This window comes from Microcella alkalica, from assembly GCF_014595885.1.
In the GTDB taxonomy this organism is placed as follows: Bacteria; Actinomycetota; Actinomycetes; order Actinomycetales; family Microbacteriaceae; genus Microcella; species Microcella alkaliphila_B.
Map to the genome: position 1 here is coordinate 803,137 of NZ_JABUKC010000001.1, position 16,103 is coordinate 819,239.

Annotated in this window: 14 protein-coding genes; 12 read left to right on the forward strand and 2 right to left on the reverse strand. The window is 72.3% G+C overall.

Annotated elements, in window-relative coordinates; translation table 11 throughout:
* Positions 1–68: 68 nt before the first annotated feature.
* The 4 genes from ileS (at position 69) to ndk (ending at position 5,579) form a co-directional block, all read left to right on the forward strand.
* Entirely contained in the window at positions 69–3,329 is a 3,261-nt protein-coding gene (gene ileS / locus ID804_RS03900; protein WP_169077606.1) for an isoleucine--tRNA ligase, read from the forward strand.
* The gene (locus ID804_RS03905) at positions 3,326–4,708 is read left to right on the forward strand and encodes a bifunctional folylpolyglutamate synthase/dihydrofolate synthase (RefSeq protein WP_169077607.1); all 1,383 of its coding nucleotides are present in this window, start codon (positions 3,326–3,328) and stop codon (positions 4,706–4,708) included. The genes ileS and ID804_RS03905 overlap by 4 nt, the downstream gene beginning before the upstream one ends.
* Positions 4,705–5,094, forward strand: coding sequence for a DUF4233 domain-containing protein (locus ID804_RS03910; RefSeq protein ID WP_169077608.1), 390 nt, complete (start codon positions 4,705–4,707; stop codon positions 5,092–5,094). The genes ID804_RS03905 and ID804_RS03910 overlap by 4 nt, the downstream gene beginning before the upstream one ends.
* A 62-nt stretch (positions 5,095–5,156) precedes the next feature.
* Positions 5,157–5,579, forward strand: a complete 423-nt coding sequence (gene ndk, locus ID804_RS03915; protein ID WP_169077609.1) for a nucleoside-diphosphate kinase — start codon at positions 5,157–5,159, stop codon at positions 5,577–5,579.
* Between the two features lie 92 nt (positions 5,580–5,671).
* Here ndk and ID804_RS03920 read toward each other — a convergent pair whose 3' ends face one another.
* Positions 5,672–6,328 (reverse strand): vitamin K epoxide reductase family protein, encoded by a 657-nt coding sequence (locus ID804_RS03920; RefSeq protein WP_317451158.1) that lies wholly within the window; start codon positions 6,326–6,328, stop codon positions 5,672–5,674.
* Positions 6,329–6,665: 337 nt separating this feature from the next.
* On the opposite strand from ID804_RS03920, the gene ID804_RS03925 reads away from it, so the two are divergent.
* Genes ID804_RS03925 through ID804_RS03940 form a run of 4 tightly spaced genes read left to right on the forward strand, consistent with a single transcriptional unit; the run spans position 6,666 to position 12,643 of the window.
* Positions 6,666–9,392, forward strand: coding sequence for an Rne/Rng family ribonuclease (locus tag ID804_RS03925; protein WP_169077610.1), 2,727 nt, complete (start codon positions 6,666–6,668; stop codon positions 9,390–9,392).
* A 6-nt stretch (positions 9,393–9,398) separates the two neighbouring features.
* Positions 9,399–10,442, forward strand: a complete 1,044-nt coding sequence (locus ID804_RS03930; protein ID WP_169077611.1) for a permease — start codon at positions 9,399–9,401, stop codon at positions 10,440–10,442.
* A 1-nt stretch (position 10,443) separates the two neighbouring features.
* Positions 10,444–11,184, forward strand: a complete 741-nt coding sequence (locus ID804_RS03935) for a TIGR03943 family putative permease subunit (RefSeq protein ID WP_317451159.1) — start codon at positions 10,444–10,446, stop codon at positions 11,182–11,184.
* 34 nt (positions 11,185–11,218) lie between these two features.
* Positions 11,219–12,643 (forward strand): hypothetical protein, encoded by a 1,425-nt coding sequence (locus ID804_RS03940; RefSeq protein ID WP_169077613.1) that lies wholly within the window; start codon positions 11,219–11,221, stop codon positions 12,641–12,643.
* A gap of 3 nt (positions 12,644–12,646) precedes the next feature.
* Here the strand turns inward: ID804_RS03940 and ID804_RS03945 are convergent, their stop codons facing one another.
* The gene (locus ID804_RS03945; protein WP_169077614.1) at positions 12,647–12,928 is read right to left on the reverse strand and encodes a DUF4031 domain-containing protein; all 282 of its coding nucleotides are present in this window, start codon (positions 12,926–12,928) and stop codon (positions 12,647–12,649) included.
* A 154-nt stretch (positions 12,929–13,082) separates the two neighbouring features.
* Here ID804_RS03945 and rplU point away from each other — a divergent pair, with 154 nt between their 5' ends.
* The 4 genes from rplU to proB all read left to right on the forward strand — a co-directional run bounded on the left by rplU (position 13,083) and on the right by proB (position 16,085).
* The gene (gene rplU, locus ID804_RS03950; protein WP_169077615.1) at positions 13,083–13,391 is read left to right on the forward strand and encodes a 50S ribosomal protein L21; all 309 of its coding nucleotides are present in this window, start codon (positions 13,083–13,085) and stop codon (positions 13,389–13,391) included.
* A gap of 15 nt (positions 13,392–13,406) precedes the next feature.
* Positions 13,407–13,658: a 50S ribosomal protein L27 gene (rpmA, locus tag ID804_RS03955; protein ID WP_169077616.1), complete on the forward strand. Its 252-nt coding sequence runs from the start codon at positions 13,407–13,409 to the stop codon at positions 13,656–13,658.
* Positions 13,659–13,788: 130 nt separating this feature from the next.
* The gene (obgE, locus tag ID804_RS03960; RefSeq protein WP_169077617.1) at positions 13,789–15,300 is read left to right on the forward strand and encodes a GTPase ObgE; all 1,512 of its coding nucleotides are present in this window, start codon (positions 13,789–13,791) and stop codon (positions 15,298–15,300) included.
* A complete protein-coding gene (gene proB, locus ID804_RS03965) occupies positions 15,297–16,085 on the forward strand; it encodes a glutamate 5-kinase (RefSeq protein ID WP_169077618.1) in 789 nt (262 codons plus the stop codon). The genes obgE and proB overlap by 4 nt, the downstream gene beginning before the upstream one ends.
* Positions 16,086–16,103: the final 18 nt, after the last annotated feature.

A 16,103-nucleotide genomic window follows, 5' to 3' on the forward strand; every position in this document is an offset into this window, starting at 1 on the left:
GTACCGCGGCGGGCTCGACGAGTCCTGTCGTCCTCGCGGTGAGTGCGCAGCAGACACCGGAGAACCCCATGGGCTACCCCCGCCACCGCGACGACCAGGGCGTCGTTGCCTCCCCGCGCTTCCCCGAGCTCGAGCACGAGGTGCTCGACTACTGGGCGTCGAACGAGACCTTCCTGCGCTCGATCGAGCAGCGCGAGGGCTGCGAGGAGTGGGTGTTCTACGACGGCCCGCCGTTCGCCAACGGCCTGCCGCACTACGGCCACCTTCTGACGGGCTACGCGAAGGACGTCTTCCCGCGGTTCCAGACCATGCGCGGCAAGCAGGTGCACCGCCGCTTCGGGTGGGACACCCACGGTCTGCCCGCCGAGCTCGAGGCGATGAAGCAGCTCGGCATCACCGAGAAGGCCGAGATCGAGCAGATGGGCATCGAGGCGTTCAACGCCAAGGCCCGCGAGAGCGTGCTGCGCTACACCGACGAGTGGGAGACCTACGTCACGCGGCAGGCCCGCTGGGTCGACTTCGACAACGACTACAAGACGCTCGACATCACGTTCATGGAGAGCGTGCTGTGGGCCTTCAAGACGCTGCATGAGAAGGGCCTCGCCTACGAGGGCTACCGCGTGCTGCCCTACTGCTGGCGGGATGAGACGCCGCTGTCAAACCACGAGCTGCGCATGGACGACGACGTCTACCAGATGCGCCAGGACCAGTCGGTGACCGTCACCTTCCCGCTCGTCGGCCCGAAGGCCGAGGCGCTCGGCCTCACCGGCGTGAAGGCCCTCGCCTGGACGACGACGCCGTGGACCCTGCCGACGAACGCGGCGCTCGCCGTCGGCCCCGACATCGAGTACGTCGTGCTGCCGGCGGGCCCGAAGGGGGCGGCGGATGACCGAGGCCAGTCGGGCGCGCGGGACGCGGTCGCCGGCGAGAGCCAGTACCTGCTCGCCAACGACACCCTGGGCGCCTACGTGAAGGAGCTCGGCTACGAGACCGCGGCCGACGCGCACGCGGCGATCACGCGGCGGATGCCCGGCCGCGAGCTCGGCGGCGTGCACTACGACCGCCTCTTCGACTACTACGCCGACGTCGAGACCTACGGCATGCAGCACGCCTGGCAGATCCTCGTCGCCGAGTACGTCGCCACCGGCGAGGGCACCGGCATCGTGCACCAGGCACCCGCGTACGGCGAGGACGACCAGGCGGTCTGCGCCGCCGCGGGCATCCCCATCATCATCTCGGTCGACGACGGCGGGCGGTTCCTGGCCGCCGTGAGCGACGTCGCGGGCCTGCAGGTGTTCGAGGCGAACAGGACCCTCACGCAGCGCATCCGCGAGCAGGGCCGCCTGCTGCAGGTGCGCAGCTACGAGCACAGCTACCCGCACTGCTGGCGCTGCCGCACGCCGCTCATCTACAAGGCGGTCTCGAGCTGGTTCGTGCGCGTCACCGAGATCCGCGACCGCATGCTCGAGCTCAACGAGCAGATCCGCTGGGTGCCCGAGAACGTCAAGCACGGCCAGTTCGGCAAGTGGCTCGAGGGCGCGCGCGACTGGTCGATCAGCCGCAACCGCTACTGGGGCAGCCCCATCCCGGTGTGGAAGAGCGACGACCCCAACCACCCGCGCGTCGACGTCTACGGCTCGCTCGCCGAGCTCGAGGCCGACTTCGGCGCCCTACCGCGCAACGCCGAGGGCGAGGTCGACCTGCACCGGCCGTTCATCGACAGCCTGACCCGCCCGAACCCTGACGACCCGACGGGCCGCTCGACGATGCGTCGCATCGAAGACGTCTTCGACGTGTGGTTCGACTCCGGCTCGATGCCGTTCGCGCAGGTGCACTACCCGTTCGAGAACGCCGACTGGTTCGAGGGCCACAACCCGGCCGACTTCATCGTCGAGTACATCGGGCAGACCCGCGGCTGGTTCTACACGATGCACATCCTCGCCACGGCGCTGTTCGATCGCCCCGCGTTCTCGAACGTCATCAGCCACGGCATCGTGCTCGGCAACGACGGCCAGAAGATGTCGAAGTCGCTGCGCAACTACCCCGACGTGTCGGAGGTGTTCGAGCGCGACGGCTCCGACGCGATGCGGTGGTTCCTGCTGTCGAGCTCGGTGATCCGCGGCGGCAACCTCATCGTCACCGAGGAGGGCATCCGCGCCGGCGTGCGCGAGTTCCTGCTGCCGCTGTGGAGCACGTACTACTTCTTCACCCTCTACGCGAACGCCGCCGGCGTGACGGATGCCCGTTGGCGCACCGACTCGCCCCACGTGCTCGACCGCTACCTGCTCGCCAAGACGCGCGACCTCGTCGAGACCGTGACGACCGAGCTCGAGAACCTCGACAGCCCGCTCGCGGCCGCCGCGCTGCGCGACTTCGCCGACGTGCTCACCAACTGGTACGTGCGCCGCAGCCGCGAGCGCTTCTGGGGCGGCGACGACCGCGACGCGATCGACACGCTCTACACCGTGCTCGAGACGCTCGCGCGCGTCGCGGCGCCCCTCGCCCCGCTCGTGAGCGAGGAGGTCTGGCGCGGGCTGACCGGCGGCGCGAGCGTGCACCTCACCGACTGGCCGGCGGCGGATGCCTTCCCCGCCGACCCGGAGCTCGTCGCGGCCATGGACCGCGTGCGCGCGATCGCGAGCTCCGGTCTCGCGCTGCGCAAGGCGCAGAGCCTGCGCGTGCGCCTGCCGCTCGCCTCGCTCACCGTCGTCACCCCCGCTGCCGCCGCGCTCGCGCCGTTCGCCGACATCGTGCGCGACGAGCTCAACGTCAAGGCCGTCGAGCTCGTCGAGTTCGACGACTCGCTGACCGCGGCGTACGGCATCACGCGCCGCCTCGCCGTCAACGCGCGCGCCGCGGGCCCCCGCATCGGCAAGCAGGTGCAGCAGGCCATCGCCGCCGCGAAGGCCGGCGACTGGTCGGTCGCGGGCGAGGGCGTGGTCGTCGGCGGCATCGCGCTCGAACCGGGCGAGTTCACGCTCGAGCTCGAGCTCGCCGACCCCGCCGCGGCCGTCGTCTTCCTGCCGGGGCAGGGCTTCGTGCTGCTCGACACGACGGTGACGCCCGAGCTCGAGGCCGAGGGCCTCGCGCGCGACGTCATCCGCGCCGTGCAGCAGGCCCGCAAGGATGCCGGGCTCGACGTGAGCGACCGCATCGCGCTGACGCTCGGCTCGCACGATGCGCCGGCGCGCGCCGCGATCGAGGCGCACCGCGAGCTCATCGGCGCCGAGACGCTCGCCATCTCGCTGAACGTGCGCGAGGCTGGGGGAGGCGAGGCGGTCGCCGTCGGCGCCGGAGCATCCGTGACGATCGAGGTGGAGCGCGCATGACCGACGCCAGCAGCCGCCGCGAGCCGAGCGAGCAGGAGCTCGCCGACCGGGCCGCGGCCGACGCCGTCTACACCGAGCTGCTCGCGCGGCTCGGCGAGGGCAGCCCGCAGCCGAGGCTCGAGCCGACGCGCCGCGCCGTCGAGCTGCTCGGCGACCCGCAGCGCTCGTACGGGGTGATCCACCTCACGGGCACGAACGGCAAGACGTCGACGAGCCGCATGATCGAGAGCATCCTGCGCGCCTACGGGCTGCGGGCGGGCCTCATGACGAGCCCGCACCTGGTGCGCGTTAACGAGCGCATCGTCATCGACGGCGAGCCGATCGCCGACCGCGCGCTCGCCGACAACTGGGCCGACATCCAGCCCTACCTGCTCATGGTCGACGCCGAGCTCACCGCCAATGGCGACGAGCCGCTCACGTACTTCGAGGCGCTCACCGTGCTCGCCTTCGCGTGCTTCGCCGACGCACCCGTCGACGTCGTCGTGCTCGAGGTGGGCATGGGCGGCGAGTGGGATTCGACCAACGTCGCCGACGGCGACGTCGCCGTGTTCACGCCCATCGCGCTCGACCACGAGAACCGACTGGGCCGCACCGTCAGCGAGATCGCGCGCACCAAGGCGGGCATCATCAAGCCCGCCGCGCAGGTCGTCTCGGCGCTGCAGAGCATCGAGGCGATGGACGAGATCCACCGCGCCGCCGAGCTCGACGAGGCTTCGGTCGCGATCGAGGGCGTCGACTTCGCGGTGCTGGATGCCCGCCTCGCGGTCGGCGGCCAGCTCATCGACGTGCGCGGCCGAGCGGGGGAGTACCGCGACCTCTTCCTGCCCCTCTACGGCGAGCACCAGGCGCACAACGCCGCCCTCGCGATCGCGGCCGTCGAGTCGTTCCTCGGCGGCGGGTCGCAGGCCCTCTCGATGGAGGTGCTGCACGAGGCGTTCGCGACCGTCACGAGCCCGGGCCGCCTGCAGCTCGTCGCGACCGAGCCGAGCGTGCTCGTCGACGCCGCCCACAACCCGCACGGCGCGCAGGCGCTCGCGAACGCACTGCTCGGCTCGTTCGCGTTCGAGGGCATCACGGCGATCGTCGGCATCCTCGCCGACAAGGACGCCCGCGGCATCATCGAGGCGCTCGACCCGGTCGTGTCGCGGTTCATCGTCACCCAGTCGGAGTCGGAGCGCGCCCTCGACGCCGACGAGCTCGCCGAGCTCGTCACCCACATCGCCGGCCCCGAGCGCGTGCGCATCGAGCCCGAGCTCTCGGTCGCGCTCGAGGAGGCCCGCGACGAGGCCGGCCCGAACGACGCCGTGCTCGTCACCGGCTCGATCACGCTCGTCGGCCAGGCCATCCGCCTCGCCGCGGAGGAGGGCTGGGGCCGATGACGACGGATGCTCCCGCCGGGCAGCCCGCCCGCAAGCCGCGCCGCCAGCGCTCGGCGACCGAGTCGCTGCTGAGCGTCGTGCTCATTCTCGAGGCGGTCGTGGTGTTCTTCGGCACGCTCGTGATCTTCGGCCTGCGCGTCGTCGACCCGGTGCTCGCGTTCGGGGGCGGCGCCGCGCTCATCCTGCTGCTCGTCATCGCCGCGCGCGTCGTGCGCTGGCGCTGGGGCCAGTGGCTCGGGCACGCGCTGCAGCTCGTGCTGCTCGCGACCGTCGTGCTCGAGGTGCTCGCCGGCCTCGCCGCCGCGATCTTCGTGGGATTCTGGATCTGGGCGTTCGTCAAGGGTCGCCAGCTCGATCGCGCGAACGGCGTGAGCCCAGCATCCTGACCGCACCTCTCGCTCTTTCTCTCACCACCGCACACCGACATCTACCGCGCCGGGAGGCCACCATGACCACGACCGTCGAAGAGACCCTCGTTCTGCTCAAGCCGGATGCGGTCGCCCGCAACCTGACCGGCGAGATCCTGCGCCGCATCGAGGCGAAGGGCTACCAGCTCGTCGATCTGCGCATGGTGCAGCCGAGTCGCGAGCTGCTCGCCGCGCACTACGCCGAGCACGAGGGCAAGCCGTTCTACGAGCCGCTCATCGAGTTCATGGAGTCGGGCCCCGTGGTCGCTGCCCGTGTCGCCGGGCACCGCGTCATCGAGGGCTTCCGCTCGCTCGCCGGCACGACCGACCCGACGACCGCCGCGCCCGGCACCATTCGCGGCGACCTCGGCCGCGACTGGGGGCTGCGCGTGCAGCAGAACCTCGTGCACGGCAGCGACTCGGCCGAGTCGGCCGAGCGCGAGCTCGCCCTCTGGTTCGCCTGAGCCGCCGGGCCGGCTAGCCGCGCTTCGGGCGCCCACACGGGCACTTCTGTCGAGACGGGTCTTCCAAGAGCCCGCCTCGACGCAAGCGCCCGCTAGAACAGGCTCGGCAGCAGGGTCGGGAACTGCGCGATGATCGCCACGACGATTCCCGCGTAGTTCGCCACGACGAGCACCCACGTGAACGGCAGCACGGCGCGGCCCACGCGCTGCGCCGCCCCGCCCTCGCCGGTGAGCCGGCCCGTCGCGAGCAGCCACGCGGCGAGCATCCAGAACATCGGGATCACCGCCGCCCAGACGAGCATGCACCACGGGCACAGCGCGCCGATCTCGTAGACGGCCTGCACGAACAGCCACGTGACGAACACCCACGCGGCCGACACCCCGGTCAGGAACAGCCACCAGAACCAGCGCGCGAACCTCGCACCGGCGAGCAGTGCGACCCCGACCGCCATCGGCGCGACGAAGCCCGCGACGCCCAGGAGGGGGTTCGGGAAGCCCAGCAGCGACGCCTGCCAGCTCGTCATGACGGTGCCGCATGAGATGAGCGGGTTGATGTCGCAGGTGATGACGTGGCTCGGGTCGATGAGCTTCGCGATGCGCTCGGTGATGAGCTCCATGGCGCCCCACCAGCCGAGCGCGCCCGTGACGAGCAGGAACACGCCCATCGCCCACGGGCGGCGCTCGCTCGGCGCCGCCTCGACGACGTGCGGGGAGTCGGGGCGCGTGGCGGTGGAGTCGGCGGCGGTCACGCTTCGATCCTGACGCATGCGGCGCGCCCGCGCTGGGGTCGAAGGTCCCCCTCCTGCGTGGGCCGTGCGATAATGAGGGGCAGTCGTCGCCAGCCGCGCTCGCGACGCACCAGAAGAAGCTTTCCGGGCACACCGTGCCCGGTCACCGGACATCATCGCGACCCCGCGTCGCGACCCGTCGGAGAACCGGTTCCGACAGGCGCAGTGAGAGTGCGCGAGCCACCGTGAGCCCCCTGGGCGGCCGTGGCTCGATAAGAGAAGAGTTTCGCAGCGGGTGCGCCCGTTGCCGAGAGTTCCCGTCCGGGCGCGGCCCGGGCGGACGAGGAGTGCACCAGCGATGGTGAGTGACGACAACGACACCGGTTCCAAGAAGCGCACGCGCCTGTTCGCGCCGCGATCGGCACGCAAGAAGGCGGATGCTCCGCCCGCGGCGCCCTCGCCCGACGAGGTGCCCGTGATCGAGCCCGAGGCGCAGGCCGAGCCGGCCGAGGTCGAGGCGCCGGCCGAGGCGCCCGCGCCCGCGGAGGCGGCCGAGGCCGCGCCCGCGGAGGCGGCCGGCGAGCCGGAGCAGCCTTCCGAGCATGCGGCGCCCGCCGAGGCCGAGCAGCCCGCCGGGCAGGAGCAGCCCGCCCCCGCCGAGGACGAGCCCGCAGCCGAGCCCGAGCAGCCCGCCGAGGCCGAGCAGCCCGCCGAGCCCGAGGCCCCCCGCTTCCCGGTGCTGAAGCCCGAGAGCACGACCTCGCTGCTGTTCTACGCGCCGCCGGCGGAGTACCTCGCGCCGCGTCCCGGCACCGGCCCGGCTCGCCCGGCGGATGACGACGACGAGGACGAGCCCGGCACCTCGAGCCGCCGCCGCTCGCGCTCGCGTCGCGGCCGCGGCGGAGCATCCGTCGACGCCGACCAGGGCACGACCGAGCGCGACGACCGCGCCGATCGCGTCGAGCGCCGCGATCGTCGCGACCGCGAGCGCCGCGCGCCCGAGCCCATCACCGAGCCGCAGCGCATCAAGGGCTCGACGCGGCTCGAGGCCAAGAAGCAGCGCCGCCGCGACGGCCGCGACGCCGGCCGCCGCCGCCCCGTCATCACCGAGGCCGAGTTCCTCGCCCGCCGCGAGAGCGTCGACCGCGTCATGGTCGTGCGCTCGAAGGAGGGGCGCATCCAGATCGGCGTGCTGGAGGATGGCGTGCTCGTCGAGCACTACGTCGCCCGCTCGCAGGAATCCAGCCTCATCGGCAACGTCTACCTCGGCCGCGTGCAGAACGTGCTGCCGAGCATGGAGGCCGCCTTCGTCGACATCGGCCGCGGCCGCAACGCCGTGCTCTACTCCGGCGAGGTCGACTGGGAGGCCGCGCAGGCCGAGGGCGAGAAGAACCAGCCCCGCCGCATCGAGCTCGCGCTCAAGCCCGGCGACCGCATTCTCGTGCAGGTCACGAAAGACCCGATCGGCCACAAGGGCGCGCGTCTCACGAGCCAGGTGAGCCTGCCAGGCCGCTACCTCGTTTACGTGCCCAACGGCTCGATGAACGGCATCAGCCGCAAGCTGCCCGACACCGAGCGGGCGCGCCTGAAGAAGATCCTCAAGGAGGTGCTGCCCGACAACGTCGGCGTCATCGTGCGCACCGCCGCCGAGGGCGCCACCGAGGAGCAGCTGACGCTCGACGTCAACCGCCTCACCGCGCAGTGGGCCGAGATCTCGAAGCAGGTCGCGAACCCCAACGCGCAGGCGCCGATGATGCTGCACAGCGAGCCCGACCTGCTCGTGAAGATCGTGCGCGACGTCTTCAATGAAGACTTCCGCGCCATGGTCATCCACGGTCAGGATGCCCAGCAGACCATCGAGGCCTACCTGCGGTCGGTCGCGCCCGATCTTCTCGATCGCGTGCAGCAGCACGAGGGCGACGTCGACCCCTTCGACGAGTACCGCATCACCGAGCAGATTGAGAAGGCCCTCGAGCGCAAGGTGTGGCTGCCCTCCGGCGGCTCGCTCGTCATCGACCGCACCGAGGCGATGACCGTCGTCGACGTCAACACCGGCAAGTTCGTCGGCTCCGGCGGCAACCTGGAGGAGACGGTCACCAAGAACAACCTCGAGGCCGCGGAGGAGATCGTGCGCCAGCTGCGGCTGCGCGACATCGGCGGCATCATCGTCGTCGACTTCATCGACATGGTGCTCGAGTCGAACCGCGACCTCGTGCTGCGGCGCCTCGTCGAGTGCCTCAGCCGCGACCGCACCAAGCACCAGGTCGCCGAAGTGACGAGCCTCGGCCTCGTGCAGATGACCCGCAAGCGCCTCGGTCTCGGCCTGCTCGAGACCTTCAGTGAGCAGTGCGAGGTGTGCGCCGGCCGCGGCCTCATCGTGCACCACGACCCCGTCGTGAAGCACCGCTCGAACGGTGGCGACCGCGGTGGCGACCAGGGCGGCTCGCGCCGCGGCGGTCGCGGCGGCGGCAGCGCTGGCGGCGGCAACGGCGGCGGCCAGCGTCAGCAGGGCGGCTCGTCGAAGCCCGCCGCGAGCACCGGCACGCACGCGATCACGGAGGACGTCTCGAAGGCGCTCGCCACGATCGCCGCGAAGACCGTGCACCACGAGCACGCGGGCGAGAGCGCCGCATCGCCCGCCTCCGCCCCTGCGGCATCCGGCTCGGCGGGCTCGGCCCCCGAGGCCGCCACCAGCGGTTCCTCGTCGGCGTCCGCGCCGACGCCCGAGGCGGAGGCCGCCGAGGCTCCCGCTCGCTCCGGCCGTTCGCGCGGCCGACGCGGCCGCGGTGGCCGTGCGACGGCCGAGGCGACCACGGGCGAGTCGGCGCCGACGATCGCGCTGCCGGTCATCGAGGTGCCCGTCATCGACCTGCCCGCGCAGCCCGCCTCGCGCTCGCGTCAGCGCATCGACCCGCAGGCCGCCGAGCAGCTGCTCGGCTCGGTGCTCGAGGCGCTGCCCGAGCCGCCGGCCCCCGGCACGCGCAAGCGCGGCTCGCGCCGCGTCTCGAGCGGCACGATCACGACCGCGACCGGAGAGGCCGGCGCCGCCGCCTCGCCCGCCGCCGACGCCGCGAGCGACGCCTAGCGATTCATGCCCGTCGCGCTCGAGACACCGCAGACCCGTGAGGCCCGCAGGGCCTCGCGGCGCTGGGGGGCCCGTCACCTCGTAGCGGCGGGCCTCGGGCTCGCCGGCATCGCGGGGCTCATCGCCCTGCGCGCGACGACGGCCGGGGCGGGGCCCGCCGGGCTGCCCGACGCCGCGCAGGATCTCATCACGCTCGCCACGAGCGTCATCATCGAGTCGCTGCCGTTCATCGTGCTCGGCATCGCCCTGTCGATTCTGGTGCAGGTGTGGATTCCCGAGCAGTGGCTCCTGCGCATCCTGCCCCGCAACCCCTGGGGTCGCCGGGCGGCCATCTCGCTCTTCGGCATGTTCCTGCCCGTGTGCGAGTGCGGCAACGTGCCGCTCGCGCGCGGCATCGTGCGCCGCGGCTTCACCGTGCCGGAGTCGATGGTGTTCCTGCTCGCGGCGCCCATCCTCAACCCGGTCACGATCCTCACCACGCACGCCGCTTTCGGCTTCGACGACGGCATTCTCGTCGCGCGCCTGCTGGGCGGGTTCCTCATCGCCAACGTGCTCGGCTGGCTGTTCTCGCTGCACCCCGAGCCCGAGCGGCTCCTCACCGGCCGGTTCGCCGAGCAGTGCCGCATCGACGACGGGCATCAGCACGGCACGCGCGCCGAGCAGACGATCGACCTGTTCGTGCGCGAGTCGAGCATCCTCATGCCGGCGCTCGTCATCGGCGCGATCGTCGCCGGCGCAGTGCAGGTGGCGGTGCCGCGCGACGTGCTCGTCGCGCTCGGCAGCGACCCGCTGTGGAGTGTGCTGGCGATGATGGCGCTCGCGTTCATCATCTCGGTCTGCTCGAACGTCGACGCCTTCTTCATCCTGCCGTTCGCCTCGACGTTCCTGCCCGGCTCGATCGTGGCGTTCCTCGTCTTCGGCCCGATCATCGACATCAAGATGCTCGCGCTCATGCGCACCACGTACGCCGCCCGCACGCTCGTGCAGGTCACCGTCATCGTCGCGCTGCTGAGCGCCGTGCTCGGACTGGTGGTGAACTATGTGGTCTAGCGTGCAGCGGTGGCGCGGCGTCGCCCTCATCGGCGCGATCGCCGCCGTCGCGATCTGGCTCGCGGTGACCGGTCAGCTCGTGCTGTACATCCACCCGCGCTACATCGTCTTCACGGTCGTCATGGCCGCGATCGCGCTCGTGCTCGTCGTCGCGGCGGTCGCCTCCGCGGCGTCGCGACGGGCGCGCGACCCCGAGGCCCCGGCCTCGCGCCGCGAGCGCGTGATCGGCCTCCTCGCGGCGGCCACCGCGGGCGTCTTCGTCATCGGGATGCTCGTGCTGCCGCCCGCCACGCTCAGCCAGGCCACGGCGCAGCAGCGGCAGATCAACGCCACCGCGGCCGACCTCGACGCCCTCGACGAGGCGGCCTCCGCCGACGACGCCGCCGTGGCCCGGTTCACCGTGCGGGAGTGGTCGGGCATCCTGCGCCAGACCAGCGACCTGTCGTTCTTCGCCGACAAGCCCGTGACCGACCTCGTCGGCTTCGTCGCGCCCGACCCGGACGCCCCGGAGGACGTCTTCTACGTCTCCCGCTTCGTCATCACCTGCTGCGCCGTCGACGCCCAGCCGCTCGGCGTGCCTGTGCACCTGCCCGGCTGGCAGGAGCGCTTCGCCGTCGACTCGTGGGTGAGCGTCTCGGGGTCGTTCGTGGCCAACCCGAGCGAGGCGAGCCAGCAGCCGCTCGTCGTCGAGCCCGACGCCGTCGAGGCGGTGGAGCAGCCGAGTGAGCCCTACCTCTTCTGAGCCGAGCACGCGCGTCGAGGAGCGCTTCCCTGGCATGGCGCGCGCGGCCGAGCACGGTCGCCAGCTGCGCGAGGAGCGCGAGCGCCGCCGCTTCGGCCGCGCCTTCGCCTGGCTCGTCGGCGGGCTCGTCATGCTCGCCGCGATCTTCACCGTGCTCGGCGCGCTGCAGGGGCCGAAGCTCGAGCAGGCGCAGGTCGACGCCGAGCGCGTCACCCAGCAGTCGGGGCAGCAGCTGCGGCTGTTCATGAACCAGCCGGTCGACGCCATCGACGCGAGCGCGCTCACCGTCGAGCCGAGCGCCGTCGCGAGCGTGAGCGTGCAGGGCGACCTCGTCGTCGTGCAGTTCGACGAGCGGCTGCGGCACGGCACCGAGTACACGGTGCGGCTGGAGGGCGTCGGGGCGCCCTCGCGCCCGAGCACGAGCACGATCGAGCACCGCTTCACGACGGCGGGCGCGAGCCTGCTGTACGTCGACCGCGCCGAGAGCGGCGATGACGAGGTGCTGCGCGCGGCCGTCGACGGCGCGGGTCGCGGCGAGGTCGTGCACCGTGCGCCGGGCATCCAGCACGCGGTGCCCGTCGAGGGCGTGCTCGTGGTGGCCCGCGACGGCGAGGGCGGCACCTCCGTGCTCGAATCGGTGGATGCCCGCAGCGGGCGCACCGAAACGCTGCGGCTGCCCGCCGGCGTGCGCGTCGATCGCGTGATCGCGCCCGGCGCGGGCACGACGATCGCGCTCGTGCTTTCGCCCGCGAGCGGCGCGACCGGAGCCGAGTCGCTCGCCCCGCGCACGCTCGCCCTGCTCGACATCGGCGGCGACCGCCAGGTGCGCCCCCTCGCCGACCTGGACGGCGAGCCGCTCACGGCGCTGGGGGCGTGGTTCCTGCCCGACGGCGCGCTCGTCGTGCACACGGTCGACGAGACGCTCGTGCGGCTCGACCCGGCGGCGCCCGAGGCGCTGCTGCCCGTGGGCGCCTACCCGACGGTGCACGGCGTCTCGAGCGACGGCGGGCGCGTGAGCGCGGCCGACAGCTTCGGCGGCGTCGCCCTCGACCTCGCCACGGGCGAGGAGGAGCGGCTCAACCCCTCCCTCGTGGAGGGCGAGGTCGCGTTCGCGGGCGAGACGCAGCTGACCGCGAGCGGGCTGCGCGTGGCCAAGGTCGCCGTCGCCGATGCCGTCTCGGGCGCCTTCGCGACCGTGCTCGTCGCCGACGACGGCGGGGGAGAGGCCCGCGTCATCGCCCGCACGATCGAGAACCGCGGCAGCCTCGGCCCCGTGCTGCTGTCGCCGAACGATCAGTACGTCGTCGTCGAGGTCACACCCGACGTCGCGGCGGCCGTCGGCGACGGTCGGGAGGTCGAGGAGCGCCCGACGAGCATCACCCTCGCCGTCATCGACCTCGCCTCCGGCCAGCTCGTGCGCACCCTCGAGGGCTTCGGCGCCGTCTGGGGCGTCGAGTAGGCGTCAGTCGCGCCGCAGCCCGCGCTTCTCGCGCTGGCTGACGCGCAGCCCTGCGGCGCTGAGTCGGGCGACGAGCTCCTTGCCGGTCACGGGCACGGCGCCCTGCGCAACGAGGGCGTCGTAGCGCTCCTCGGGATAGTCGTAGTGGTCGTGGTCGAAGCCGCGCTCGGGGATGCCCGCGGCGCGCGCGAAGGCGTGCAGCTCGTCGAGCGAATCGTCGCTCACGAGATGCCCCCAGAGCCGGCCGTGCGCGGGCCAGATCGGCTCGTCGATCAGCACGGCCATGCGAAGGATTGTAGGCTGGGGTCACGCGGTTCGAGCCGCGCCGGCTCTTTTGACCGGCCTGACCCGATCAGGTATGCTCGACCGTTGGCGTGCGCTGGGCTGTGCCCGCGCGAGACGCCGGAGTTTTCTTCCAAACCAGACGTAAGGGTGAACAGTGGTCTACGCAGTTGTGCGCGCCGGTGGGCGGCAGGAGAAGGTCGAGGTCGGCACGGTCGTCGTCCTCGATCGAGTCAAGGCGGGCGCGGATGGCACCATCCAGCTGACCCCCGTGCTCCACGTCGACGGTGACACGGTCACGACCGACGCCAAGAAGCTCGCGAAGATCACCGTGACGGCTGAGGTGCTCGGCGACCTCCGCGGCCCGAAGATCGTCATCCAGAAGTTCAAGAACAAGACCGGGTACAAGAAGCGCCAGGGCTTCCGCGCTGACCTGACCCGCGTCAAGATCACCGGCATCAAGTAAGAAGGGGCGCGAAGAATGGCACACAAGAAGGGCGCTTCGTCCACCCGCAACGGTCGCGACTCGAACCCCCAGTACCTGGGCGTGAAGCGCTTCGGCGGCCAGGTCGTGAAGGCCGGCGAGATCCTCGTCCGCCAGCGCGGCACCCACTTCCACCCCGGCGCGAACGTCGGCCGCGGTGGCGACGACACGCTGTTCGCCCTCGCGGCGGGCGCTGTCGAGTTCGGCAGCAAGGGCGGCCGCAAGGTCGTCAACGTCGTCAGCGCCTGAGGCCTCGCGCCTCGGCGGTCTCGACCGCAACGTCAGCGAATGGGCGGGCTTCGGCCCGTCCATTCGTCGTTCCGCCCCGATTCTCCCAGCGAGCGGATGCCCCGCTCATGACCCTCAGGAGGGCTCGACCATGGCGACCTTCGTCGACCGCGTGACCCTCCACGTGCGTGCCGGCCACGGCGGCCACGGCTGTGTGTCGGTGCGCCGCGAGAAGTTCAAGCCGCTCGCCGGCCCCGATGGCGGCAACGGCGGCGACGGCGGCGACATCATCCTCGTCGCCGACGCCGGTGAGACCACGCTGCTGCCGTACCACCGTCGCCCGCACCGCTCGAGCGACAACGGCGGCCCCGGCATGGGCGACAACCGCTCCGGGTTCTCCGGCGCCGACCTCGTGCTGCCGGTGCCGATCGGCACGGTCGTGCGCGACGCCGACGGCGAGCAGCTCGCTGACCTCACGGAGCCGGGCATGAGCATCGTCATCGCTCCCGGCGGTCAGGGCGGCCTCGGCAACGCGGCGCTCGCGACCACCAAGCGCAAGGCCCCCGGGTTCGCGCTGCTCGGCACGCCGGGCTTCGAGGGCGATGTGCTGCTCGAGCTCAAGACGGTCGCGGATGTCGCGCTCGTCGGATTCCCGAGCGCGGGCAAGTCGAGCCTCATCGCCGCGATCTCGGCCGCGAAGCCGAAGATCGCCGACTACCCCTTCACGACCCTGCACCCGAACCTCGGCGTCGTCGAGTCGGGTGAGAGCCGCTTCACCGTCGCCGACGTGCCCGGCCTCATCGAGGGCGCGAGCGAGGGCAAGGGCCTGGGCCTGGAGTTCCTGCGCCACGTCGAGCGCTGCAGCGCCCTGCTGCACGTGCTCGACTGCGCGACCCTCGAGCCGGGCCGCGACCCGCTGAGCGACCTCGACGTGATCCTCGGCGAGCTCTCGCAGTATCCCGTGCCGGAGGGCCAGACGCCGCTGCTCGAGCGCCCGCAGCTCGTCGCACTCAACAAGGTCGATGTGCCCGAGGGTCGCGAGCTGGCCGACCTCGTGCGACCCGAGCTCGAGTCGCGCGGCTACCGCGTGTTCGAGATCAGCGCCGTGAGCCGCGAGGGCCTGCGCCCGCTCACCTTCGCCCTCGCCGAGCTCGTCGAGGCCGATCGCGCCGCGCGCGCCGCTGAGCGCTCGACGCGCGAGCGCATCGTCATCCGCCCCAAGGCCGTCGACGAGGCCGACTTCACGGTTACCGTCGAGGGCACCCACGAGGGCCCGCTGTACCGCGTGCGCGGCGCGAAGCCCGAGCGCTGGGTGCAGCAGACCGACTTCACGAACGACGAGGCCGTCGGCTACCTCGCCGACCGCCTGGCGAAGCTCGGCGTCGAGAAGGAGCTCTTCGCCAAGGGCGCCGTCGCCGGCGCGACGGTCGTGATCGGCGGCCGCGACGGCATGGTGTTCGACTGGGAGCCCACGCTCACGAGCGCCGCCGAGCTCATGACCGCCCCGCGCGGTACCGACGCGCGCCTCGACGCGCTCAACCGCCCGACCACCGCCCAGCGACGCCAGAGCTACAAGGAGCGCATGGACGCCAAGGCCGAGGCCCGCGCCGAGCTCGAGCGCGAGCGCCAGGCCGGCATCTTCGACGCGGAGGACGAGGAGTGACCGCAGCCCTGCGCCGCGAGGTGACCGAGGCGCGTCGCGTCGTCGTCAAGGTCGGGTCGTCGTCGATCAGCGGTGAGAACGCCGCGCAGATCGGCCCCCTCGTCGACGCCCTCGCCGCGCTGCACGCGCGCGGTGCGGAGGTCGTGCTGGTGTCGTCGGGCGCGATCGCCACGGGCATCCCCTTCTTGGCGCTGGATGCCCGGCCCACCGATCTGGCGACGCAGCAGGCCGCGGCCGCCGTCGGCCAGAACGTGCTCATGGTGCGCTACCAGGAGAGCCTGTCGCGCTACGGCCTCGTCGCCGGACAGATCCTGCTCACCGCCACCGACCTCGAGCACGACACGCCCCGGCAGAACGCGCAGCGCGCCATGGAGCGCCTGCTCGGCCTGCGCGTGCTGCCGATCGTCAACGAGAACGACACGGTCGCCACTCAGGAGATCCGCTTCGGCGACAACGACCGCCTCGCGGCCCTCGTGAGCGAGCTCGTGCACGCCGAGCTGCTCGTGCTGCTGAGCGACGTCGACGCGCTCTACACGCGCCCGCCGCACGAGCCGGGAGCCGAGCGCATCGAGCGCGTCGCGCACGACGACGAGCTCGGCGGCGTCGAGCTCGGCGACATCGGCGCTGCGGGCGTCGGCACCGGGGGAGCGGGCACGAAGATCGCGGCCGCGCGCTACGCCGTCGGCCACGGCATCCCCGTCGTGCTGACGTCGACCGGCAACGTCGGGGCCGCCCTGCGCGGCGAGGCCGTCGGCACCTGGTTCGACGCCGCCCCGCGCGCCTGACGGCACGGGGGCGCGCGC

Bases quoted from the DNA above. Each gene is read 5' to 3' on its own strand.
- rpmA (WP_169077616.1), top strand. From the start codon at position 13,407: ATGGCACACAAGAAGGGCGCTTCGTCCACCCGCAACGGTCGCGACTCG.
- ID804_RS03940 (WP_169077613.1), top strand. From the start codon at position 11,219: ATGGCGCGCGCGGCCGAGCACGGTCGCCAGCTGCGCGAGGAGCGCGAG.
- obgE (WP_169077617.1), top strand. From the start codon at position 13,789: ATGGCGACCTTCGTCGACCGCGTGACCCTCCACGTGCGTGCCGGCCAC.
- ID804_RS03945 (WP_169077614.1), bottom strand. From the start codon at position 12,928: ATGGCCGTGCTGATCGACGAGCCGATCTGGCCCGCGCACGGCCGGCTC.
- ID804_RS03910 (WP_169077608.1), top strand. From the start codon at position 4,705: ATGACGACGGATGCTCCCGCCGGGCAGCCCGCCCGCAAGCCGCGCCGC.
- ID804_RS03925 (WP_169077610.1), top strand. From the start codon at position 6,666: ATGGTGAGTGACGACAACGACACCGGTTCCAAGAAGCGCACGCGCCTG.
- ndk (WP_169077609.1), top strand. From the start codon at position 5,157: ATGACCACGACCGTCGAAGAGACCCTCGTTCTGCTCAAGCCGGATGCG.
- ID804_RS03905 (WP_169077607.1), top strand. From the start codon at position 3,326: ATGACCGACGCCAGCAGCCGCCGCGAGCCGAGCGAGCAGGAGCTCGCC.
- ileS (WP_169077606.1), top strand. From the start codon at position 69: ATGGGCTACCCCCGCCACCGCGACGACCAGGGCGTCGTTGCCTCCCCG.
- ID804_RS03930 (WP_169077611.1), top strand. From the start codon at position 9,399: ATGCCCGTCGCGCTCGAGACACCGCAGACCCGTGAGGCCCGCAGGGCC.